Source organism: Lewinellaceae bacterium (assembly GCA_020636105.1).
Classification (GTDB): Bacteria; Bacteroidota; Bacteroidia; order Chitinophagales; family Saprospiraceae; genus BCD1.
On sequence record JACJYL010000001.1, the window covers coordinates 1266558 to 1289697 of the forward strand.

At 43.7% G+C, this 23140-nt stretch carries 17 protein-coding genes; 7 read left to right on the top strand and 10 right to left on the bottom strand.

Translation table 11 applies throughout. The features are described from left to right. Positions 1-73: 73 nt before the first annotated feature. From H6571_04650 to H6571_04660, 3 genes are all read right to left on the bottom strand, one after another. Positions 74-970, bottom strand: a complete 897-nt coding sequence (locus H6571_04650) for an FMN-binding protein (protein ID MCB9323013.1) — start codon at positions 968-970, stop codon at positions 74-76. Between the two features lie 151 nt (positions 971-1121). Continuing rightward, the gene (locus H6571_04655; protein MCB9323014.1) at positions 1122-3260 is read right to left on the bottom strand and encodes a carboxypeptidase-like regulatory domain-containing protein; all 2139 of its coding nucleotides are present in this window, start codon (positions 3258-3260) and stop codon (positions 1122-1124) included. Between the two features lie 91 nt (positions 3261-3351). Continuing rightward, positions 3352-5046 carry a M14 family metallopeptidase gene (locus tag H6571_04660; GenBank protein MCB9323015.1) on the bottom strand — a complete coding sequence of 565 codons (1695 nt, stop codon included), beginning with the start codon at positions 5044-5046 and terminating at the stop codon, positions 3352-3354. A gap of 258 nt (positions 5047-5304) precedes the next feature. Here H6571_04660 and H6571_04665 point away from each other — a divergent pair, with 258 nt between their 5' ends. Beyond that, a complete protein-coding gene (locus tag H6571_04665) occupies positions 5305-5499 on the top strand; it encodes a hypothetical protein (GenBank protein MCB9323016.1) in 195 nt (64 codons plus the stop codon). 68 nt (positions 5500-5567) lie between these two features. Here H6571_04665 and pnp read toward each other — a convergent pair whose 3' ends face one another. The 4 genes from pnp to H6571_04685 form a co-directional block, all read right to left on the bottom strand. Further along, entirely contained in the window at positions 5568-7823 is a 2256-nt protein-coding gene (pnp, locus tag H6571_04670; protein MCB9323017.1) for a polyribonucleotide nucleotidyltransferase, read from the bottom strand. A gap of 401 nt (positions 7824-8224) precedes the next feature. After that, positions 8225-8500 carry a 30S ribosomal protein S15 gene (gene rpsO, locus H6571_04675; protein MCB9323018.1) on the bottom strand — a complete coding sequence of 92 codons (276 nt, stop codon included), beginning with the start codon at positions 8498-8500 and terminating at the stop codon, positions 8225-8227. 470 nt (positions 8501-8970) lie between these two features. Next, a complete protein-coding gene (locus H6571_04680) occupies positions 8971-9117 on the bottom strand; it encodes a transposase (GenBank protein MCB9323019.1) in 147 nt (48 codons plus the stop codon). Beyond that, positions 9114-9335: a transposase gene (locus H6571_04685; GenBank protein ID MCB9323020.1), complete on the bottom strand. Its 222-nt coding sequence runs from the start codon at positions 9333-9335 to the stop codon at positions 9114-9116. The genes H6571_04680 and H6571_04685 overlap by 4 nt, the downstream gene beginning before the upstream one ends. Positions 9336-9518: 183 nt before the next feature. Here H6571_04685 and H6571_04690 point away from each other — a divergent pair, with 183 nt between their 5' ends. The 3 genes from H6571_04690 (at position 9519) to ppk2 (ending at position 14794) form a co-directional block, all read left to right on the top strand. Continuing rightward, positions 9519-12506 (top strand): amidohydrolase family protein, encoded by a 2988-nt coding sequence (locus H6571_04690; GenBank protein ID MCB9323021.1) that lies wholly within the window; start codon positions 9519-9521, stop codon positions 12504-12506. Between the two features lie 103 nt (positions 12507-12609). Next, a complete protein-coding gene (locus H6571_04695) occupies positions 12610-13842 on the top strand; it encodes an amidohydrolase family protein (protein MCB9323022.1) in 1233 nt (410 codons plus the stop codon). A 160-nt stretch (positions 13843-14002) separates the two neighbouring features. Continuing rightward, positions 14003-14794 carry a polyphosphate kinase 2 gene (ppk2, locus tag H6571_04700; protein MCB9323023.1) on the top strand — a complete coding sequence of 264 codons (792 nt, stop codon included), beginning with the start codon at positions 14003-14005 and terminating at the stop codon, positions 14792-14794. Positions 14795-14894: 100 nt separating this feature from the next. On the opposite strand, the gene H6571_04705 is transcribed toward ppk2, so the two are convergent. Next, the gene (locus H6571_04705) at positions 14895-18236 is read right to left on the bottom strand and encodes a hypothetical protein (protein ID MCB9323024.1); all 3342 of its coding nucleotides are present in this window, start codon (positions 18234-18236) and stop codon (positions 14895-14897) included. Positions 18237-18502: 266 nt separating this feature from the next. On the opposite strand from H6571_04705, the gene H6571_04710 reads away from it, so the two are divergent. Continuing rightward, positions 18503-19912 carry a hypothetical protein gene (locus H6571_04710; protein ID MCB9323025.1) on the top strand — a complete coding sequence of 470 codons (1410 nt, stop codon included), beginning with the start codon at positions 18503-18505 and terminating at the stop codon, positions 19910-19912. A 94-nt stretch (positions 19913-20006) separates the two neighbouring features. Here the strand turns inward: H6571_04710 and H6571_04715 are convergent, their stop codons facing one another. After that, positions 20007-20963, bottom strand: a complete 957-nt coding sequence (locus tag H6571_04715) for an electron transfer flavoprotein subunit alpha/FixB family protein (GenBank protein ID MCB9323026.1) — start codon at positions 20961-20963, stop codon at positions 20007-20009. A gap of 76 nt (positions 20964-21039) precedes the next feature. Further along, positions 21040-21780 (bottom strand): electron transfer flavoprotein subunit beta/FixA family protein, encoded by a 741-nt coding sequence (locus H6571_04720; GenBank protein ID MCB9323027.1) that lies wholly within the window; start codon positions 21778-21780, stop codon positions 21040-21042. 313 nt (positions 21781-22093) lie between these two features. Here H6571_04720 and H6571_04725 point away from each other — a divergent pair, with 313 nt between their 5' ends. Next, a complete protein-coding gene (locus tag H6571_04725) occupies positions 22094-22417 on the top strand; it encodes a tetratricopeptide repeat protein (GenBank protein MCB9323028.1) in 324 nt (107 codons plus the stop codon). Positions 22418-22518: 101 nt separating this feature from the next. Then, positions 22519-23088 carry a bifunctional nuclease family protein gene (locus H6571_04730; protein ID MCB9323029.1) on the top strand — a complete coding sequence of 190 codons (570 nt, stop codon included), beginning with the start codon at positions 22519-22521 and terminating at the stop codon, positions 23086-23088. Positions 23089-23140: the final 52 nt, after the last annotated feature.

The window sequence follows — 23140 nt, forward strand, 5'->3', positions numbered from 1 at the left end:
ATTCTCAGGACTTTTCCCAAAAGTGTAAGGTAGCAAATTCAAAGATGCCACTTTCCCCAAAAACAAAAATGCGTTAATGCTTCAGGGCATTTTCGACCGCTTTCATAATACATTTTGAAGTGGTGGTCGCCCCGGTAATGCCGTCCACATTTGCATTTTGATTTTCGATGATCCGATCCAAAACCGGGCGCGCAAATTTTTCATATTGGGAATGGCGATCATTTTGGCTCTCGATTTGCACCATCTTTTCCTCTTTCATGTACACCTTTACTTTGTAAGTCCCTCCGCCGCCGACAAAGCTGCCTTCATATACGCCATCCGGAAGGTTGGACAGCTTAGAATTTTCGATAGGCATTTTCCGCAATTTATTGAGGTTGATATTGCCTATAATCCCGAATACAAGAAATAAAAAAGTGAGCGACAATAAAATGATTCGCAACCTCCTGATATTTGAAACAAGATCCTCTTTTCGTTTGCCCCAGGGTTTGATGGTCGAAATAAAAAAAATGGCCCCGAAAAGCCCGATCAAAACCACACACCAAAACAATCCCCTTTGAACAAAATCCGAATATTCTGCCTCAGCCCCTGCAGTATTCAATCCTGCATCGGAGAGAGATGTCATCCCATTGACCGAAGGGATAAACCTCATCATAAACAATACGGCAAGGCCAATGAGTAAGAGCCATTTGACCACGACCCAGTCAAATTTAAAAAATCCCCATCTCGTGAACAGCCCATAGGTCATGGCAGTCAGGATATTACCCATCACCGAATAATAAACCACCGAATTATTGATCAGGTAAATGCTCCGATCCATTGGGAACTGGTTGATGTCCGGGTTGGAAATTTTAAGCCCAAAAAGCGCTAACATCGACAACAGGCCTCCAAGGGTAATGGCTGCAAAAATAAGATGAAATCCTTTGAGAATTTTTTGTCCGCCGGCAGAAATAAAAACAGGGTTGGCATTCATTTTGAAACAATTATAGCTGCATAAAAATACAAAAAACTGCCTGATTTTTTTTTACAAAGTGTATTCAAAATAAATTTACCGTTCCCATAAAAAGGCCATATTTCCCCATTTTGGAAAATATGGCCTAATGGTTTACCTAAAATCAACTTTCCTACAAGCCGGATTTTATCACTTTTACCGATTGTATTTTTTGCCCTTTGGTAAACTTGAAAATATAGGATCCGGGAGGTAAATTATCAATAAACACCGTAGAAATCCCTTGAGAAAGAGCTGTTTTAGTGATCAACAACTGACCCTGTAAATCCAGAATTTCCAGCTTATCGACGTCATTTTCAAGGTCCACAAAAACGTATTCATTGGCCGGCAGCGGGTAACAGGAAGCTTTGAATGAATCTTCCGATCCTGAAGCCTGCTGGTTTTGGGTTTGAGGATCTTCCTCCTTACAATTTTCGTAAGCGGTAAATTCTACAATCAGGCTAAAGAGCAGATCATTGAGAAAAACCACATTGTAAGCACCTACTGAAGGCTCGGCATGATCATTGCCTATCCCGCTGTCATCGGTCAGAAACAGGAAACGACTGTTGGTCGTAAGCGCCATGGCGCGCATGAGGTATTCACAACTGCCCTGGCTGCCGCTGGCGAGCACAGGAACTATCCTGATGCCTTTTTCGGCTGCTTTTTTAGCCAGGGATTTCATTTTTGCCTTGATCTCCTCTGTTTCGTGTGGCTGAGCATCCAGGACAACAAACGCTATCCTGGCGACTGCATCTTCCGACCATTTTTGATTGAGGATGGCTTCTTCCATGGCAGTTTCCACCGCTTCGGGACCGTCTCCTCCCCCATTGGCATTTTGTTTAGCGATAAACTTCAGAGTGGCATCGGTGTCTGCAGATAAGTTTTGCGTTCTGACCACATATTCATCGCCGATATCCCGGTAAAAAACGGATCCGGTATGGAGTTCTCCAATAAAATTCAGCTTTTTAACCCTTTTGATCACATCGCCCAATTCAGCCTGCAAGTAACGAATTTCATCGCCCATCGACCCTGTGGCATCCACGACGAATAATATTTCCGTTTGCTGAAACTCAGGACATTCCACACCGATCACTACTTCATTGAGTCCCTTTTCAAAATCCTGTATTTTAGAAATGGTTTTGCTTATTCCATTAAAAGAAACCGTAATTTCCTGGGGTTTGGCCCCGGAGGCTGCCTTTTCTTTATCGTCATACCACAATTCGGCCCGCCCTGTATTGTTGCTTTTTGATTGCCACAGGAGTTTTCCTTTACTATCTATCAGGCTGACCACTGCGTTGGGAATGGGAGTCCCTCTTTCATTTTTCACCACGACGGAATAACGCTTTCCCGGATCCATGTTCCAGATGGATTCCATTGCAGAAAGGTCTTCATTGACCGTATTTTTCCAATCCTCCCAATTGAGGAGGTCGCTCCATTCACCGGCGGTCAGCTGCCCGGCCGACAGGCTTTCCTCTAAAGGTTCTGTCATCTCATCTTTCTCCATCAGGGCAACGGGTTCTTCCATATCTGCGACATCATCAAAAACAGCCGGCTTTTCCTCCCTGGTTTTCGACGCATCTCCAGACTCGCTGCTGGAAGTTCCTGTCAGGATTTCACTCGACTTGGCGACCTTTTTGGATTCAGTTTCGCCAATAATCATCCCCCCATCAATAACATGAACTGCTGACTCCACTCTGCTTCCTCTAACCTCAACGGTTTCCACTTTGCTCGCGGAAATAGATATCCCGGCAACTTTTCCGCTTAAAGCATCCGAAACAGGAACCGACATAGTCTTTAATTCATCGGACTTAATGGCTCCAGCCGGCGATGGTGGCGATGGCCTAACGGATCTTTCCGATTCCACGGAAACTGGCGCATCCGCTATTTTAGATTTAGCAGAAGAACGATTTTTTTCTTTTTTTGCACGTCTATCCGAACCAAGTGACGTAACAACGATTTCTTCAAGGGCGCTGGCGTTTTCTTCAAGCACAATATTATTGTCCCGCCCGGCACAAACTTCAAATTCCTTGCTAATATAGCCCACATAAGAAACAACAAGCACAAGGCAGGAATCCTCAGACGGCAACGAAAAATGGCCGTCAAAATCGGTTACTGTCCCTTTTTTGGTATCTTTAACGACAAGCGCGGCCCCAATAATGGGTTCCCCGCTTGAGTCGGTAAGGGTTCCTTTAATGGTATATTTTTCAAAATGGGTCTGGTTGGTGGCTGCCATGATGGCAACGACCGTGATAAATAGTAAAATCACTTTTTTCATGTTCAATAAGTTTTAGTTAACAGCACCAATTAATTGGCCTTTGGAATGATTTTACTTCCTAGATGCAAAAGCTGGGTGGATTACATAAAGATTATTGCTTTTTTATCTCCATTATCCGCCCCACAGGATAAAGCCGGTATGTGGGTTCATGCCAGGGCGAATTCATATAGATAAATTCAAGCTGTTTATCGGCAGAGCGGGCGAAATCTTCATCCGCTGCCTTTTTTTCGTCGAGTTGTTGTTTTAATTCCGGGTGCTGTTTCAGATAATCTGCCGCAAGGTCTTCGAACACATAATCGGAGAAATACTCTTTTTGCTGGAGGATTCCATCGAAAAAATTCCAGGCGAACCAGGAATCAGGAGCTTGTGGTTCCAGGGTTTCCATGATGTACCGATTGGCTGCCTGGTCGGTAGGGATGATATAATCTCCTCTGTGGTAAGTCCATTTTTTCAGTTCCTTCTCTACCTGAACCTTTGTATGAAGATAATGCCCTTCATAAGCATCCCTCGTTTCGAAATCAATGATCCGGTACATTTCCACCTCCAATTCCGTTTCGGCTTTCAAGCGCTCCATCTTCACTCCATTTGACTGCATTTTTTCAATGATGGAACCATAAGCCTGCGGAATGATATATGCGACGGGCTTTTCAATGCTCAGGGAAGGTTTGTAATACCGAAACCAGGGAATTTCCTTTTCATAGGGCGCCTCCCTGTCGTAATACAGCCGATCCAGTCCTGATACTTCACTGGGCTTATATTTAGCTTCATATCCTTTGAAGCTCCATTTATCCTGGCGGGAAAAATCCAGTTCCCAATTGAGCTCAAAAGTGGATTTTTCCATCGTGGCGGCAATGGCTTTTTGCCTTGCTATTTTCAAAGCCGCCCCGTCCTCGTAAATGGCTTTGATGATACTTTCAGAGAATGCTTTTGTACTGGCCACCCTATCCTTAAAAGGTTTAAGCATGTGAGTTTCAGGCATAAAAGAAATCGTATTAAAAAGTGCAGCATAACCGGATGAAAAACGCGGCAAGTCAAGGAATGCGGCAATGCCCTCATCAGGGGTGTTGCGGGCATAAACATAGGGGGTCATTTCCCAATTCCTGGTTTTCATATCTTCAAATAAAGCCGGCAGCAGCCGCGCACGCATATAAGTGGCAATATTGGGATCAACCTTGTCTTCCTGGGTAGGAATAAGCGTTATGGTATATTGGTAATCGGCACCATTCGAAGTATGATTATCGATAAAAACATCCGGTTGCCATAGGGTAAAGATCTCGTTGAAAGTCTGGGCATTACGCGAATCGCATTTAATGAAATCACGGTTGAGGTCGAGGTTCCGGGCATTTCCTCTAAAGCCATAAGCTTCGGGACCGTTCTGGTTGGTACGGGTGGTGCTGTTGCGGTTGAGTGCTCCACCGATATTGTACATCGGAATGACGATGATGACGAGATTCTCCAGGTATTTATGCAATGCCTTATTTTCAAGGTATTCTCTCAACAGCAACATACTGGCTTCAACGCCGCAGGACTCCCCGGGATGAATAGCGTTGTTGATCATCAGGATATATTTTCCCTTATCGCGCAAAGACTTGGGATCAAAATCTCCATCCATGGAAAGCACGGCCAGGTTTAGGGGAAATCCGCTGTCGGTAGAGCCATAGGATAAAAGTTCCAACTGGGTATATTTTTCATCCAGCTGCCTGTAAAAATTTATCGTTTCCAGGTAAGTGGAAGAATAATTAGGATGCTCTTCAAAGGGAATTTTCAATGTATCATCATTTTTCATAGTGGAGGATGTTTGGCTAAAGCCCGGAACAATAGCGATCAAAAGCCATAAAAAGGGTGCTACAAGTCTCATAACAATTGGATGAATTTATTTTTCAGCGAAAAAGTGTTTGTAAAAACCAATACCGTATTCCAAATCTAAACATACTATCCCTCATTCAGGTAAGAATAAAATAAGAAATTACATGGTGCGCAATCAAAAGTCATAAATGGGCGCTTTTTTACCGAAAATCGTACTTTTGACACTAAAATAAACAAGATGTGTAAAAAAGTTTTCTTTTCCCTCCTTCTATTGGTCTGGTCAGGGATTTTGATTTTTGCCCAGGAAGCCATTGTGGATACGACTGACGTCCGTTACAAAGTGGGTTATAAAATCGGCACCTATCTGCCCATTTCGATCATCCTTTTGATGGCCATCTTTTTTATCCGGAGAGCCTATAAATTCAAGGAATAAAAAAATAAGCGATACCGGTATGACCGATATCGCTTATTGTATTCTTAAAATTTATATCCTAAGGCTTATTAACGCTTATTGCGATCGTTACCCCGGTTATCTCTTCCGCCATGACGATCTCCTCCTCTTCCACGATTGTCTCCTCTGTCACGGCTATCGCTGTCGTCCCGGTCTCTGCGCTCACGCTCAACGTAACCTTCAGGTTTGTCCATCAGGGCTTTACGTGACAAACGCATTTTTCCGGTTCTGTTGTCAATTTCCACTAATTTAACCTTCACTTTATCCCCTTCCGCAAACACCTCTTCGACATTATCGATTCTCGTGTAGGAAATTTCAGAAATGTGCAACAATCCACTCTTGCCATTGAAATCCACAAATGCACCATAAGGCATGATGGTTTTCACAACAGCATCGTACACATCCCCTACTTCAGGAGTAAAGGTAATCTTATTGATCCAGGCCATAGCCTCATCTATGGATTCCTTATTTGAACTGGAGATGCTGACAATACCTTTATTGCCTTCTTCTTCAATGTTAATAATGGTTCCGGTAACCTGCTGCATCTCCTGGATAACCTTTCCACCAGGTCCGATAACGGCACCGATGTAACTTTTATCGATATACATTTTGACCATCCTTGGAGCATGTGGCTTGAGATCCTCTCTTGGTTCAGCAATGGATTCCGCCATTTTATCGAGGATATGAAGACGGCCTTCACGAGCCTGAGCCAACGCTTTTTCCAGCGTTTCATAAGGCAAACCATCAATTTTGATATCCATCTGGCAACCGGTAATTCCTTTTGCTGTTCCGGTCACTTTAAAGTCCATATCACCGAGTGCATCCTCATCACCGAGAATATCGGTAAGAATAGCCACACGATCTCCTTCAGCGATCATCCCCATTGCAATACCTGAAACGGGAGCCGTGATTTGGATACCGGCATCCATCAATGCCAGGGAACCGGCACAAACAGTAGCCATAGAAGAAGAACCATTGGATTCCAGAATATCTGAAACAATTCTGATGGTATAGGGAGAATCTTCAGGAAATACCTGCTTGAGGGAACGTCCGGCGAGGTTGGCATGCCCCACTTCCCGGCGACCAGGTCCTCTATTCGGCTTAGCTTCGCCTACAGAAAAACCAGGGAAATTATAATGGAGGATGAACTTCTCGTAATAATTTTCCAAAGCATTATCGATCATCTGTGAATCGAGCTTGGTACCCAGGGTTAAAGAAACCAAAGCCTGGGTTTCTCCCCTGTTGAAGATGGCCGAACCGTGTGCTGCCGGCAGGTAATCAATTTCCGTCCAGATAGGGCGAACTTCATCCAGCTTACGGCCATCAAGACGTAACTTGTCCTCCAATACCATATTACGGATAACACTCTTCTTGAGTTTATCGATGTAACGGTCAGCGATCTCAGCATTCTCCGCCATATATTCTTCCCCCTTTTCTTCGAGCAGGGTGGCAAGCGTACTCTCTTTTATTTCTGACAGGCGATCCTTACGGTCGTGTTTAGCGAGGAAAGCTTTGGCAACTTCGAGAATTTTAGCCGCAGCCAATGCTTCGATTCGCTTTTTCAGTTCTTCATTTTCGGGTAAAGGAGTCACCTCTCTTTTTACGGTGGCCTTCTCTCCTACCTTTTTCGCCAAATCCAATTGTGCCTCAATTTGCACTTTTATGGCTTCGTGGCCCACTTTGATCGCATCAACGAGGTCTTTCTCCTGCACTTCCTTCATTTCTCCTTCCACCATCATCACATCAGCCATAGTAGCAGCTACAATAATGTCAAGGTCTGCTTCTTTTATGGCCGAGCGCGTTGGGTTGATGACAAATTTACCATCAATCCTTGCCACCCGTACTTCAGAGATCGGACCTGCAAAAGCGATATCAGAAACGGCAAGGGCTGCCGAAGCTGCCAAAGCGGCAAACGCATCGGGCATCGTTTCTGAATCCCCGGAAATCAAATTGATGATCACCTGGGTTTCATTCATATATCCATCCGGAAATAAAGGACGGATAGCTCTATCTACCAGGCGACAGATCAGGACTTCATAATCTGATAGCCGTGCTTCTCTTTTGAAAAAGTTACCTGGAATACGACCTGCTGCAGCAAATTTTTCCTGGTAGTCCACAGAAAGCGGAAAAAATCCTTGCCCTTCTCTCGCTTCTTTAGCAGAAACTACAGAAGCAAATAACATGGTATTTCCCATGCGCACAACAACAGAACCGTCAGCCTGGGTGGCCAGTTTACCGGTTTCGATGGTTACTTCCCTACCATCAGGTAGATTGAAGGAAGTAGAAATTGGAATCTTTTGTCCCATTTTTAATTTGTTTAAGAGTTTGTAGAAAAGGTTTCCACCGGCACCTCCCTCCGGAAAGTTCGATCAGCAATAGCAGTGGGAAAAATTTTGAAATGAATTTCTGATTCTGTCTTGATGCTAAAAATTGCTAACAGTGCGGCGAAAAAAGCTTGTTGCCTTTTCTGATTTAAATATAATTACGCTACTTTTTTTTCTTTTTTTCAACAACGGCATAATACTTATCCCATGCCGTAAAATATGCCTTTTCTTTGCCAACAATTTTCAAATACTAAGGAAAGTAATGATCAGAAAAACGATTCTCAGGCTGAGAAAGTTTTGTGATGTTTATTAGCCATTGATTTACACGGGGTTAAAAATAAGATCGGGGAAGCATTTTATAATAAAATACTTCCCCGAAATTTTTATTTACGAAGACCAAGTTTCTGGATGAGATCACGATACTTCTGGATATCTTTTTTCATGAGATACTGAAGTAAGCTTTTTCTCTTTCCAACCAGCGTCAATAAAGTCCGACGGCAGGAATGATCCTTTTTGTTACTTTGTAAATGATCGGACAACATTTGAATCCGATAAGTGAACAGTGCAATCTGTCCTTCTGTTGATCCGGTATTTTTTCCCGAGCCACCGTACTCGTTGAAGATTTCTTCTTTCTTCTCTTTAGTTAAATAAACTGCCATGATGTTTTTTTTACCATTAGTGATTAATAATATCAGTTATAGCGGGCGCAAAGGTAATAAATAAAGTTTAAAGAGAAAAGACTAAAGGTTAAAATAGTTTTGATATTTTTTTGAGCGATTTTCAGTTTCTATCGAACAACACGGAGCCGTTACCACCTCAAAAGGATTATATTCGTGGGCGATAATATTATAACAAAACAGGGTATTGGCAATTTCGTAAACAGTTATTTTATGCAAGGCTTGTAAGTGGTAAAACACAAAAGGAAGTGGCCAGGATGATCGGGTGTGATGCTTCGAATTTGAGGATGATTGAATTGGGAGAGAAAACCGGGAGCCATGAGTTTGATTAAAATTCCGGGATTTATTGATAAAATAAAGATTGGATATTTCGTGGAACACGAACTTCGCTTCACCAATATTTTTGACCCCATGCCCCATTAAGAGTATGTCTAAAAATTTAAATTTGTAGATCATTCCAAGCGATATAAAATTGTTTGGCAATTCTGCCAAAGTACCCACGCTTCGGAACTTTCTGTTGTTTTTTCGTGATCCTTGTCCAATCGGCGAAAGTCTTTGAACCGCCCGAAGGTCTGTTCGGTAACCCAGCGCCACTTCACAGGAACAAACCCTTTTGCCATTTTTGAAAATAATAATATACACTTTTCCAGGGAGGAAATTCTCCCGGAAGATTTCTCCATTGGCTGCCAATTCTTAATATCCAAAAAATTGCGTCTACCACATCTCGCAAATCATATTTGCGTTTTCTTTTGATAGGTAAATATTCTTTTATAATTTCCCACTGGGAATCAGTTAGTCGCTCATATTGAGTTTGCATAGACTTGGGTTTTAGTCTACCACAAGTTTAATAACTGGTTCCCATTTTTCCAAAGACTTCAATTTTTAGACATACTCTTAATCAATTGCACAATAATTTATTTTATTTAATTTTATTCGGCCTTGGCAAACGAACCCGTTTTTTTAATTTCCATTTGACCGGCAATACAATAAAAAATTTACAATGAAAAAATTAAGACTAGTATTCATTTGGAGTGCTCTTTTTATCCTGCACTCTGTCTTTATCAGTGCGCAGGAAACCTTTCCACGCAATGGCGTTTACGATGAACGTGAAGGTTGTTATGCATTCGTATACGCGACTATTTATCAGACTTTCAATGAAAAGTCAGACCAGTCCACCCTCATCATCCGGGATGGAAAAATTGAAGCCGTTGGTTCCAAAATCCCTATTCCGAAAGATGCCGTTGTTATTGATCTTAACGGAAAATTCATTTACCCTTCTTTCATTGACATGTACACAGATTATGGCCTTCCCAAAAGCAAACCCGCGGAAAGGTCAGGAAGAAGCCGTGAAAATGTACAGGACCTCACCAATAAGGAGGGTGCCTATGCCTGGAACCAGGCCTTAAAACCGGAAAACAGGGCCCATGAACATTTTTCGGCGGATGAAAAATCTGCTGCTGAATTTTTAAAACAGGGATTCGGCCTGGTGCTCACCCATGAGCAGGATGGCATTTCCAGGGGAACCTCTACGCTGGTCAGCCTCGGAAAAGGCAACGCGCATGAGCTCATTATTACAGAAAAAGCTGCCCACCAATTATCATTTGACAAAGGCTCTTCTTCTCAATCCTATCCCTCTTCCCTGATGGGGAGCATTGCCCTGATCCGACAAACTTACCTGGATGGAGAATGGTATCAAAAACAAAATGAAGAGGTAAACATTTCCCTCGAAGCCTGGAATAAGATCCAGGATCTTCCACAGATTTTTGAAACAAGGGATCACCTTGAAGCCCTGAGAGCCTATAAAATTGCCTCCGAATTTGGTAAAAAATATATCATCAAGGGAAATGGAACTGAATATCGCCGGCTTGAAGCCATCAAAGCTACGGGCCAGCCCTTTATCCTCCCCCTTGATTTCCCCGATGCTTTTGATGTCGAAGATCCTTATGATGCCTTGGTGGTTTCGCTCACACAGTTGAAACATTGGGAACTCGCCCCGGAAAATCCCGGACGAATGGCAAAAGCCGGCATTGAGATCGCTTTGACTTCAGACGGGCTGGCTAAAAGAAGTGATTTCCTGAAAATGCTCCGCAAAGCAGTCGAAAACGGTCTGTCCAAAGAAGACGCTTTAAAAGCACTCACCTTCACTCCGGCCAATATGTTGGGCGTCTATGACAAAACCGGCAGTCTTTCCCCTGGCAAAATGGCCAATTTTATCATTACTGATGGTGATATTTTCAAGGATAAAACAACTATCCTACACAATTGGGTACAGGGGAAATCCAATATTTTCAAAGACCTTTCGCCTGCCCTTACTCAAGGTAAATACACCCTGAATATCGATGGGAAGATATTTGATCTCCTGGTGGGGGAAAAGGATAACGTTGAAATTATTTTAAATGACACCACTAAAATTAAGGTCAAAAGTACTTTCAGTAATGATGCCGTTACGCTGGCCTTCAGCCTGCCTGATCAAAAGGAAAAAATTCGACTTTCCGGGATTACGGAAGGAAATAAATGGTCTGGAAAAGGCCAGCTGGAAGATGGCCGCTGGGTAAATTGGGAATCAGCATTTAAAGTCTCCGAGCCCCCTTCTGAATCAAAGGAAGGGCGCAAGGAAAAGGAAAAAGAAGCTTCCAAAGAAGTCGGTCCCGTCATTTATCCTTTTGTGGCTCATGGCTGGGAAACGGCTCCTAAAGCTAAAAATTACCTGATCAGAAATACGACCGTGTGGACCAATGAAGCAGAAGGCATTTTACCTGATACTGATGTTTTGATAGAAAACGGGAAAATTGCCAAAATCGGGAAAAACCTGAAAGCGGCCGGGCATGAAATCATTGACGGCACCGGAAAACATCTGACGGCCGGAATCATTGATGAACATACCCACATTGCAATCACAAGAGGGGGCAATGAAGGCACACAAGCCAGCTCTGCCGAAGTGAGAATCGGAGATATCATCAATTCCGAAGACATCAATATCTATCGCCAGCTGGCAGGGGGCGTTACGACGGCACAGGTGCTGCATGGCTCAGCCAACCCAATCGGAGGACAAAGTGGTCTCATAAAATTGCGCTGGGGATATGAACCTGAGCAAATGAAATTTGAAGGCGCTGACGGTTTTATCAAATTTGCCCTGGGAGAAAATGTCAAACAATCCAACTGGGGAGACAACTTCACTTCCAGGTTTCCCCAGACCAGGATGGGCGTGGAACAGGTATTTGTGGATCATTTCAACCGGGCCCGGGAATACGGCATAAAAAAAGCTTCAGGCAAATTGTACCGAAAGGATCTCGAGATGGAAGCCCTGTTGGAGATCATCAACGGTCAACGATTCATCACCTGCCATTCCTACCGTCAAAGTGAGATCAATATGCTGATGAAGGTGGCCGATCAATTCGGGTTCCGGGTCAATACTTTTACCCATATCCTTGAAGGGTACAAAGTGGCAGAAAAAATGAAGGACCATGGAGTGGCCGGATCGACATTCTCAGACTGGTGGGCCTACAAACATGAAGTATTGGAAGCCATTCCCTACAATGCCGCCATTATGCATGAACAAGGCGTACTCGTAGCCATAAATTCTGACGACGCGGAAATGGGCCGCAGGTTAAACCAGGAAGCCGGAAAAACCGTGCTTTATGGCAACGTTCCTGAGGAAGAAGCCTTGAAATTTGTCACCCTAAATCCTGCGAAAATGCTGTATATTGACAACAGGGTCGGCAGTATAAAAGCTGGCAAGGACGCCGACATAGTCCTTTGGTCGGATCATCCTTTATCTATTTACGCTACGGCAGATAAGACTTTCGTGGATGGTATCCTTTTCTTTGACCGGGAGACCGACAAGGCCACTCAGGTTTCCATCGCAGCAGAGACGAATCGCATCATACAAAAAATGTTGAACGAAAAACAGGAAGGTAAACCTACGCGCCCCGTTGCAGGAAGAAGTGAGAACAAACTTTATCATTGCGATGACCTTGAGGAAGAATAAAGGGTATTACCTGAATGATTTTACTTTGATTTAAAAACAAAATAATATGAACCATTTCAAAATAGCCTTAACGGCCACCATCATATTTTTCACTTTTAGCCTTATGGCTCAAAACCCGGTACCCGCGCCTGCCCAGCCAAACCCCATTTGCATTGTCGGAGCAACGGCCCACCTGGGGAACGGACGTGTAATAGAAAACTGCCTGATTGCCTTTGATAAGGGGAAAATTACCCGCGTGGAAGCCAACAAGGGCACCGAAAACCTGGACGCATATGAGGTGATTGAAGCAACCGGGAAACATGTTTATCCGGGTTTTATTGCGGCCAATACAGACCTGGGGCTCGTTGAGATCGGAGCTGTTCGTTCCACAAGGGATTCCCGGGAAGTCGGTGATCTGAATCCTAATGTTCGTTCGATCATTGCCTATAATACCGATTCAGAAATAATTCCTACGGTTCGCAATCATGGTGTGTTAACGGCCCAGATTTGCCCGGAAGGCGGGTTGATTTCAGGGAGTTCCTCGGTGGTCCACCTGGATGCATGGAACTGGGAAGATGCCGCCCTAAAGACTGACGATGGCATTCATTTGAACTGGCCGCGTCCGTTCTCCTTTAACTTCAGGGCCGGAACCGTAAAAAAGGATGAAAAATACGGAGAGCAATTATCCGCTTTGGAAAGCCTTTTTGCAGAAGCCAAAGCTTATGCTCAGAAAACGGCCCATGATCCTCAAAATTTAAAATTTGAAGCGATGCGGGGGCTTTTTAACAAAAGTCAGTCCTTATTTATCCATACTGACGATGCGCAGTCCATTTCACTGGCCGTTTTATTTGCAAAGAAATACGGTCTAAACGCAGTCATTGTCGGAGGATACGAAGCCTGGCGGGTGACTGATCTGCTCAAAGAAAATAATGTTCCCGTCATACTGGATCTGCCCCATAGTCTGCCGCAGAGAGCTGATGACAACATAGACCAGCCCTTCAAAAACCCTGCCATGCTGGAAAAGGCAGGCGTTTTGTTTTGCCTAAGCATTGGAGGTGACTGGCAAGTTCGCAATCTGAGTTACCAGGCTGGCCAGGCCGTTGCTTTCGGACTCGACTATGAAAAAGCCCTTCAGTCCATAACGCTGAATGCTGCCCGCATTTTAGGGGTCGAAAACCGATTGGGGACCATTGAGGTCCGGAAAGATGCCACCCTTTTCATCAGTTCGGGTGACGCGCTGGATATGCGCACCAGCGAGGTGGAAAAGGCCTTTATCCAGGGCCGTCAGATCAGTCTGGAAGACAAGCAAAAATACCTCTACCGGAAGTTTAGCGAAAAATACGAACGAGGAAAATAGTTAGCCCCTTGATTTATCATATAAAAACCGGGGGATCTTAAACTTATATGCTCCTCCGGTTTTTATTTTTATTGATTCTAAATTTCTCTGTATTTTTTTATCCCAACCTTCTATTCCTTATCTTTGATATTTGTAAAATACAGAAACAGACCAATCAACAATGAATACAAAAAAGAAAACACTGGCAAAGAGAGTTTACGAAAAGGAATTGGCAAATCTCCAAATAGAATTGGTAAAACTTCAACAGTGGGTCCATGAAAAAGGGCTTCGGGTGGTCGTGCTTTTTGAGGGCAGGGATGCTGCAGGAAAAGGGGGCACCATCACCCGGATTACACAAAATCTGAATCCCAGGGTTTGCAGAGTGGTTGCCCTGGCCACACCTACTGAGAGAGAGAAGACACAATGGTATTTCCAACGTTATGTGGCTCATTTGCCTGCCGCCGGCGAAATGGTGCTTTTCGACAGGAGTTGGTACAACAGAGCCGGCGTGGAACGGGTTATGGGATACTGCACCAATGAGGAATACTGGGATTTTTTAAGAGCCTGCCCCAAATTTGAAAGGATGCTGATCCATTCCGGGATCATCATCATCAAATACTGGTTTTCAGTCAGCGAAAAAGAACAGGAAAAGCGATTCCAAAGCAGATTAAAAGACCCGACCAAAAGATGGAAATTAAGCAACATGGATATTGAATCCAGGAAAAGATGGGTCGAATATTCCCAGGCGAAAGACGAAATGTTCTCTTATACTGACACCAAATATTGCCCATGGTACGTCGTCGAGGCCGATGATAAAAAGAGAGCCCGGCTGAATTGCATCGCCCACCTCCTGAGCCAGGTTCCCTATAAGGATGTGAAACAGAAAATCGTCGAACTTCCTCCACGGGAGAAAGGCAAAGGTTACGTGCGTACACCGATCGAGGAACAGAATTTCGTTCCTGAGGTGTATTGAATGGAGTGTTGTTGCAGCTTAATTCGTTTAAAATAGGACATCCCGAATTTCATCTTATCAGATAAAATTCGGGATGTCTCATGTTTCCAACCTGCCAAAGTTAGTGGACCAATAATTTTCCTATAAATCCTTTGCGCCCGTCTATAATGACTTCATACAAATAGGCCCCTTCTTCCAGTCCTCCTCTGACTAAGGTAAAATACTCAGTATCAAAAGATTCCTTTCGCAACAGGATTCCCAGGGTATTGTAAATGAAAATTTCACCTTTTTGAAAATCCATCCCCGAGAATTCGAAAATCGTTGATTCAGAAACCGGGTTTGGTGCAACGGTGACCTTTAATCCGGGAATCATCAGCTCCGGAACAGCAACCACTTCCAGGTAATTTTCTCCCAACTTATGGGTTACGGTGTTGGTGATGACGGCTTCATTAAAATCAAAAAATATGGCCGCCGTGTTTTCAATCACCGTTCCCAAAGGCAGGCCAGGTTTTTGGCTGACCCGAAATTTAAGGAATCCATGTGACCCGGGTTCATTGGCGGAACTATCCGGAAGAAGTATATTGTTAAAGGTGAACTCCAGGGTGTCAACTCCATGAATTTCAAGGCTATACGGATGACTACTTGAACCTAGCCTCAAACTAGAGATATCCAATTCAGGGGCTAAAACGTCCTCTACGACAACGGTAAATGCTGTATCCGTTCCGGTATTTTGAAAGCGTACGTGGTACTCAATGTCCTGCCCTCTCTCGATGTAGTGTTCCTCCCCTACTCCCTTGGGATAGCCGTGTTTGTCATTAGGATCGTAAGAACCAATCACCTCCTGACAATCGATGGACAAAAACGGGGCATGGTCATCCTCTGGAAACTGTGTTGCATATCCTGTACTGAAGGCTCCCTCTTCATTGGTTCCGCAGGCTTCTATAAAAGCGGAAGGCATGAAACTCACAGGATGATTGTCCACCTGGGTAGCCTGGCAAATATAAGTCGAGCCGTTGGCTTCAAAACTTATCTGAAAATCCTCCCCACTTGGCAGGGAAAACGGTTCCGGTTCCGAAAACAAAATGATGCCGTCTTCAATAACGATATAGGTTTCATCCATGAGCATATCTCCGGTTCCTGTGTTTTTAATGGTAAACTGAACCTCATTCCCTTCACAGCTTCCCTTCACCTCAACCGTGGCGCCCGACCAGGAAGGGGCTATTTCCTGACACAAAGAATCCGGAAAGATATGCGCCTCAGCACAGATCGTCTGATCCAGGACCGCATCACAGGACAAAGTGTAATAAATGTAAAACGAACCACATTCATTGACCCCCACATCCCCCAAATTGAAAGTAACAGTATTGCCCACCTGGCTAGTGATATTGATCGAGGAGGAATCTATGGTGACCAAATCATCAAAGGTCACTTCTACATAAGCATCTGCTGCGACCAAAGTTCCAGTGTTGCAATAATTCACTACGGAAGTATTGTTAAAACATCGCCTCACAAAAGGACTGGAAATATCTACCGTTAGATACGGACAATCAATGAGTGCCTCAGGAAAAAAATCGATGGTCTCAAGTTGAACTTCACCTGTAATGAATACAGGCGCCACCCCGGTACAGCTTTCTTGCCAATACGGCCCCCCGGGCAACACCTCTACCCCGTAAGCCCCCGGCGCCGGGTAAATTTCATAACGCCCATCAACATCTGTCCACCCAAAATAGTCCCCGTTCGGAGCACCGGCTTTGACCATCCTGTTCTGAAGCAATATTTCTGAAGGCTCCCCAAGGCAATTTTGGTTTTCATCGTAGATCACATGGCCGGTGATGGAGTAATCGCAGTTTCCGGCGCCTAAGGTGCAAAAGGCTTCAAAATCCCCTCCTCCCGGCAAACCCGGGTTTCCAATGATATTGAGACTCCGGCCTGGAGCGCAAAACACCTCATACTCAGGCGGAAAACAACCTGTAAATTGATTATTAGCCAAGACAAGTAAAAAAAGGTTGGGCATATTGGCCAACTCTGGCGGCAAAGGGCCCGATAGTAGGTTGTTGCCTATTTGCAACTGAGATAAAAACTCCAGGCTGCATAATTCTACCGGTATGTTCCCAGTCAAGTGGTTGGTGTTTAACAACAGGTATTGTAATTGTGTAAGGTTGCCGAGTTCAGGAGGGATGGACCCCGTCAGGTCGTTATTGGTCAAAAAAAGCTGGGACAAGTTTGATAGATTCCCCAATTCAGTAGGAATACTCCCGGTCAGATTATTGTAGCTCAAAAAAAGCACCGAAAGATTGGTCAGGTTACCCAGTTCCGGCGGGATCGTTCCTGAAAATGAATTATGGCTGATCCGAAGCTCCGACAGGTTGCTTAGGTTGGCCAGCTCAACGGGAATAGGCCCGTAAAGATGGTTATTGTAAATATTAAGTTCATGCAGTAATTCGAGGTTACCCAGTTCCGGCGGCAAAGTTCCCGTCAATGGATTTGCGGAAAGATCGAGCCGTTGTAAAGTATTCAGGCTACCTATTACCGGGGGAATAATCCCCGTCAGTTCGTTTCCTTTGAGGTCCAGCACTTTTATATTGGACAGGTTACCAATTTCTACTGGAATTTCCCCTGTAAGTAAATTATACCCCAGGTTCAATTGACGCAGATGAGTAAGGTTCCCCACGGAGGCAGGAATCGTTCCTGTAAAATCATTTTCTCCAAGCAGCAAAAATTCAAGATTGGTCAATTCCCATATTCCCGCAGGAATATCTCCTGTCATATTGTTAATGGACAAATCCAGCGATTTCAAGTTCATAATGCTGGACAGATCCTCAGGAATCGTTCCGGTGAGTTCATTATCGGACAACAAAAGGTCCGTGAGGTTTTCAAAATTCCATATCGCCTGAGGAATTTCCCCCTGGAAACCATTTTTTGCTAAATTCAAATAAACCAATTCAGATAGAGTTCCCAGCCCGTCAGGTAACATCCCATTGAACTGGTTCTCGCCCAGGCACAAATGAGTCAGGCTGGTGAGACCGGCAATGGCTTCGGGAATCTGCCCCGTCAACAGATTTCCGCAAAGACTTAACTCGGTCAATTGAGGGAGTTCCCAAATGGATGCAGGAATGGTGCCGGTCAGCTGGTTATGTCCGAGGTTCAAGACCCTCAGCTCCGATAAATTACCCAGTCCTTCGGGAATGAATCCCTGCATAGTGTTGTATACCAGGTTGAGTTCCGTCACACACCCTTCTTCATTAACCGTCACGCCCTCCCACTGGCTGATTGGCGCAATAGGATCCAGCCAATTGGAATTAATCGTCCAAAAGTTGCCATTGGTGGCGTAATAAAATTCAACCAAAACCAGGGAATCCGCCTCTGGATTACATTGTGTCCTCGCTTTCATTGGCAAAAGCAGAGTCACCATGAAAAAGAACCATGTTAAAACACCTTTTAGCGCTTGTGTAAGTATAGTCATATTTATTACTTTTTTGCTCGAGATTCTTTACCGGCTCCACCACCCTTCCTGGCGGAAGAACCTGATTTCTTATTTTGTCTGAACAAAAATTGGGCTAAAATACGAAGCATACAAGAACATTATTTTTAATTTGTACAATTAAAATAATATTTTTTTGTCAATAAATAAGTATATAATAATGTATAAATAATTGAAATAATATATTTTATGAAAATTTTAATTTACTTTCATAAATCATTTTGTACAACACAAACCGATACATTTAGATGAAAAAATCACTCGTCTGGGATATTTATGCTTGTTTGTCAAAAAAAGAACTGAAATCATTTGAGCAATTCCTTGCCTCTCCTTTTTTCAACTCCCGTCAGGACCTCATGCTTTTGAATAAGGTGTTGACCCGGTCAATCCAACAATCAGTGGAGGCTCCAATTAAGGAAGATATTTTCAAGGCAGTATTTCCGGAAGGACCTTTTGATGATCAACACTGGCGACTTACGCTCAGCCGGTTGTATAAACAACTGGAGACTTTCCTGGCCGTAACCAGCCTTCAAAATAGCGACGAGTCTGAAAAGCTTTTGATCACTACATTCAGGGCAAAAAAGCTCGATCGAAATTTCACCAGAAGCCTGAAGAAGGTCAACCTGCAAATGGAGCAACAAACTATTCGAAATCCCGACTATTATTTCACGAGATTTCAAATGGAGTATCAACAATACCTTTCCCTTTCAGAGACGGGGCGATCAAAAGCCCTGAATCTTGAAAAAGTCGAACAATACCTCGATATTGCCTACATCAGCACCAAACTGCGACAGGCTTGTTTCACCCTTTCCCACCAGGCCGTTTATAACGTAGTTTACGATTCCATTCTTTTCGATGATATTATGGCCCTGGCTCAAAAGGAACCTTACAAAAGTATTCCTCCGATCAAGTTGTATTTTAGTTTTATTATTCTTTTCAAAACAGGAGGCATTCGGGAACTTGAGCACTTCAAAAAACAGCTATTCCATCAGAGCAGTCATTTTACACGGGAGGAGTTCAGAGACATTTACCTTTTGTCCCTCAATTTTTGTATTAAAAAAATCAATGAAAACCAACCGGCCTTTTTCCTCGAAACCCTTGATATGTACAAAAAAGGACTGGAAATGGAACTGCTTTTTGAAAATGGAAAATTGTCCCGGTTTACATACAACAATATCGTAGCCATTGCCTTACGAAAGGACGACCTGTTGTGGGTAGAGCACTTTATTCATCATTATAAAGACTACCTGGATCCTTCCTACCGGACTGCCGCTTTCAGTCTGAATATGGCTCGTCTGGCATTTTTCAAAAAAGATTTCAAAACAGCTTTATCGCATCTTCAAAATGCCGATTACGAAGACCTCATCAGCCATATGACCGCAAAGATCCTGCAATTGAAGGTCTATTTCGAACTAAAGGAATCTGACAGTCTTGATTCTCTCCTCCAATCTATGCGTGTATTTATCCAACGCAAAAAAAGGATAGGCTATCATTACCAGATATGGAAAAACATCCTTTTTTATGTTCACAAGATTCACAAGATCAACCCTTATGATAAAAAAGCCGTAAAAATCCTTGGCGAGGAAATCCAAAAAGAAACGGTGTTACCCGAGCGCGAATGGCTATTGGAAAAAGTAAGGGAAATAGAAAATTATTAGACCATTTTGATCGTTGAGAAAAACCGGGTCGTTAAGTTAATGAAGCTTAAGAAGATTCAAAAAACTTGATTGACGACCCGGTCTCACTTATTGGTTAAGCCTTGAATTTTTTGAAGGCTGCTGTTAATTTGGGGACCACTTCAAACAAATCGCCCACCACGCCATAATCAGCGGCTTTAAAGAAAGGCGCTTCAGGATCCTTGTTGATCACCACGATTGTTTTGGAGTTGTTGACTCCTGCGAGGTGCTGTATGGCTCCGGAAATGCCGACGGCGATATACAAATTCGGGCGAATAGCCAGGCCGGTTTGTCCAACGTGCTCATGGTGAGGGCGCCAGTCAGAATCCGACACCGGGCGGGAGCAGGCGGTGGTAGCACCGATCACTTCAGCGAGTTCTTCGATGATTCCCCAGTTTTCAGGGCCTTTCATTCCTCTGCCGGCGGAAACCACCAGGGAAGCTTCTGGCAGCGGCACCTGACCGCCGTCCATCATACTGATTTCTTTTAAAGTAACTTTGGATACCGGAACCGGTACATCCAGGGGCTCCACAACACCTGCACTACCGGATACTTCCACCGGAATCGAATTGCCCGTTACAGAGATCAGTTTGATAGCTGTTTTGATTTCAAAATCGGCAAATGCCTTGGCAGAATAAACGGATTTTTTCACTTTAAATCCACCGTCCACCACAGGAAGCGCAATAGCCCCTGCTACCGAGCCGGCATTGAACCTTGCAGCAAGCCTGCCAAGCAATGCTTTTCCGGTAGAATTGTGGCTCATTATGACCACATCGGCGCCCAGCTTTTCAACCGCCGCCGCAATGATCGCTGCATCGGCCTGGCTATCCACTCTTTCAGCAGAAACCCCTGCTACATTATATATTTTTGATGCACCGTACAATCCCAGTTCTCCTCCATTATCATTATCGCCCAGGGTGAGTGCTACACAGTCCGTTCCCAACAATTGGGCAGTTTTATATCCATAGGTTACCGCCTCAAAAGCGGTTTTTTTGAATATTCCTTTCTGGCTCTCCGCGAATACTAATACCATTATTCAGATTTTTAATTTTTTGAAATAATTACCTGCCACCAGGCGTGTGTTCTCCGGCTCCTCTTTTATCGCTTCATCAGATCACTTTAGCTTCTTCATGAAGCAGGCGAACCAATTCATCCATATTTTCCGGATCTACCAGCTTCACGGCTGATTTTTCAGGAGGCAATTCGTAATGAACAGCCTGAACGGGATCCTGAAAATCCACCGGGGGAACCACTTTTAAAGGTTTGCTTTTTGCCATCATGATGCCACGCATATTGGGAATGCGCTGTTCTGCCATACCTTTTGCGGCGCTGATCACAAAAGGCGTAGATACTTCGACGATTTCAGTTCCGCCCTCAATATCCCGCTCAATGGTTGCTGTATTTCCGGCAAAATCCATTTTTACTCCAAAAGAAATAAAAGGCATGTCCAGGTATTCTGCCACCATAGGACCTACCTCAGAGGCATTGTAATCAATGGATTCTTTCCCAAGAAAAATGAGATCATAATTTTCATTGTCCGCATAAGCAGCGATCTGCTTGGCCACGTAAAGACTGGAATTCGGCTCGGCATCGATACGCACCGCATCATTGGCCCCAATGGCAAGTCCTTTTCTGATCACGGCATCATTAGCTGCCGGGCCTACATTGAGGAGAGTGACCGTACCTCCGGCAGCTTCCGTAAGTTCCAGGGCTCTGACCAATGCATACCACTCGTCGTAGGGATTCATGATAAACTGAACTCCACTGGAATCAAAAGCCGTCCCCTCTGCATTGAAGGAAATCCTGGCTGTAGTGTCCGGCGTCTTACTAATACAAACTAATATTTTCATTTATAGTAATTATTATGAATGGTTAGAACTTTGTGTGCAAAGATAAGTAAATCCAAAACAAAAAAAAACCTCATTAGCGAAAATTCGCTAATGCATTTCAACATCAACATTCTATTTGTCGGATAGAAGCAGAAGTAACATTTTTAGCAAGGCTTTTTATGTGTACGACAACCTAAAAGAAATTCATGTGTTTTTTTTTAAAAAGTTTTTCCTTTATTGCGAAAGGAAATCGAAACACTTTCTTTTTTGATCAAATTTCCTAAAATCAGTTAGAATCAATGATATTCTTTTTACCAATTTAAAAATCTGACTTATGGCACGCCTTGAACAATTACTCGATCTGTTGGAGCAAAACCCTAAAGATTCCTTTGTTCGTTTTGCATTGGCGAAAGAATATGAAAACGCTGGAGAGGTAGAGAAAGCACTGGAATATTATTCCACTCTCCTGCAAAATAATCCTGATTATGTAGGAGCTTATTTCCATCTGGCCCAACTCCATGCCGACAGACATCAAAATGAGGAAGCATTCAGAGTTTATGATCTCGGTATAGCCGTCGCCAAAAAACTGGGAGATCAGCACGCGCTGAGCGAACTGTCCTCTGCCAGAATGAATTTGGAAATGGAGGATCTGCTTTAACGGGTATCAATGAGTTTGGCTGACCTTTAATTGAGTAAAAAGTTTCATTTTCCACAGAACCTTTGTATCTTCAAGTCTCAAGGTAATCAACCTCATTTCTGATGGATAAAATCTTACTCAACATTGCTGCCATAGCAACCAGTGAAATCCAAACCAACAGTTTTGTGATTATTCTGAAAGAAGAAAAGGGAAATCGCCAGTTGCCCATTGTTATTGGTGCTTTCGAAGCCCAGGCTATCGCCATTGCTATCGAAAACATCCCTCACCACAGGCCGCTTACCCATGATCTTTTTCGGGATTTCATTCTTAAATTGGGAGCAACTTTAACAGAAATCATCATATCCGACATCAGGGATGGTGTATTCCACGCTACCGTTTATTGTGAAACCAGGGACGGCAATTCCTTCACCATTGATTCCAGGACTTCCGATGCTATAGCATTGGCGGTGAGATTCAAATGTCCTATTTATGCCATCCCCAAAGTAATGGACGAAGCCGGTATTGTTTTTAACCCTATGCCGGAAACCACAGAGGATCGACCCGGACGAACAATGGGGCTTTCCAACCTTCCCATCAGTAAACTTCAGGAAATGCTTGATAAGGCCCTTGAGCATGAAGAATATGAAAGGGCTGCCTTGATCAGGGATGAATTAAAAAAAAGGCAGGGATAATTTGCTTTACAGAAACCACTATTTACCATAATAGATATTCAATAACTTAACC

What these genes read in the sequence shown, in the direction of transcription:
- H6571_04650 (MCB9323013.1), bottom strand. Translation starts at nt 970, where the DNA reads ATGAATGCCAACCCTGTTTTTATTTCTGCCGGCGGACAAAAAATTCTC.
- H6571_04655 (MCB9323014.1), bottom strand. Translation starts at nt 3,260, where the DNA reads ATGAAAAAAGTGATTTTACTATTTATCACGGTCGTTGCCATCATGGCA.
- H6571_04660 (MCB9323015.1), bottom strand. Translation starts at nt 5,046, where the DNA reads ATGAAAAATGATGATACATTGAAAATTCCCTTTGAAGAGCATCCTAAT.
- H6571_04665 (MCB9323016.1), top strand. Translation starts at nt 5,305, where the DNA reads ATGTGTAAAAAAGTTTTCTTTTCCCTCCTTCTATTGGTCTGGTCAGGG.
- pnp (MCB9323017.1), bottom strand. Translation starts at nt 7,823, where the DNA reads ATGGGACAAAAGATTCCAATTTCTACTTCCTTCAATCTACCTGATGGT.
- rpsO (MCB9323018.1), bottom strand. Translation starts at nt 8,500, where the DNA reads ATGGCAGTTTATTTAACTAAAGAGAAGAAAGAAGAAATCTTCAACGAG.
- H6571_04685 (MCB9323020.1), bottom strand. Translation starts at nt 9,335, where the DNA reads ATGCAAACTCAATATGAGCGACTAACTGATTCCCAGTGGGAAATTATA.
- H6571_04690 (MCB9323021.1), top strand. Translation starts at nt 9,519, where the DNA reads ATGAAAAAATTAAGACTAGTATTCATTTGGAGTGCTCTTTTTATCCTG.
- H6571_04695 (MCB9323022.1), top strand. Translation starts at nt 12,610, where the DNA reads ATGGCTCAAAACCCGGTACCCGCGCCTGCCCAGCCAAACCCCATTTGC.
- ppk2 (MCB9323023.1), top strand. Translation starts at nt 14,003, where the DNA reads ATGAATACAAAAAAGAAAACACTGGCAAAGAGAGTTTACGAAAAGGAA.
- H6571_04705 (MCB9323024.1), bottom strand. Translation starts at nt 18,236, where the DNA reads ATGACTATACTTACACAAGCGCTAAAAGGTGTTTTAACATGGTTCTTT.
- H6571_04710 (MCB9323025.1), top strand. Translation starts at nt 18,503, where the DNA reads ATGAAAAAATCACTCGTCTGGGATATTTATGCTTGTTTGTCAAAAAAA.
- H6571_04715 (MCB9323026.1), bottom strand. Translation starts at nt 20,963, where the DNA reads ATGGTATTAGTATTCGCGGAGAGCCAGAAAGGAATATTCAAAAAAACC.
- H6571_04720 (MCB9323027.1), bottom strand. Translation starts at nt 21,780, where the DNA reads ATGAAAATATTAGTTTGTATTAGTAAGACGCCGGACACTACAGCCAGG.
- H6571_04725 (MCB9323028.1), top strand. Translation starts at nt 22,094, where the DNA reads ATGGCACGCCTTGAACAATTACTCGATCTGTTGGAGCAAAACCCTAAA.
- H6571_04730 (MCB9323029.1), top strand. Translation starts at nt 22,519, where the DNA reads ATGGATAAAATCTTACTCAACATTGCTGCCATAGCAACCAGTGAAATC.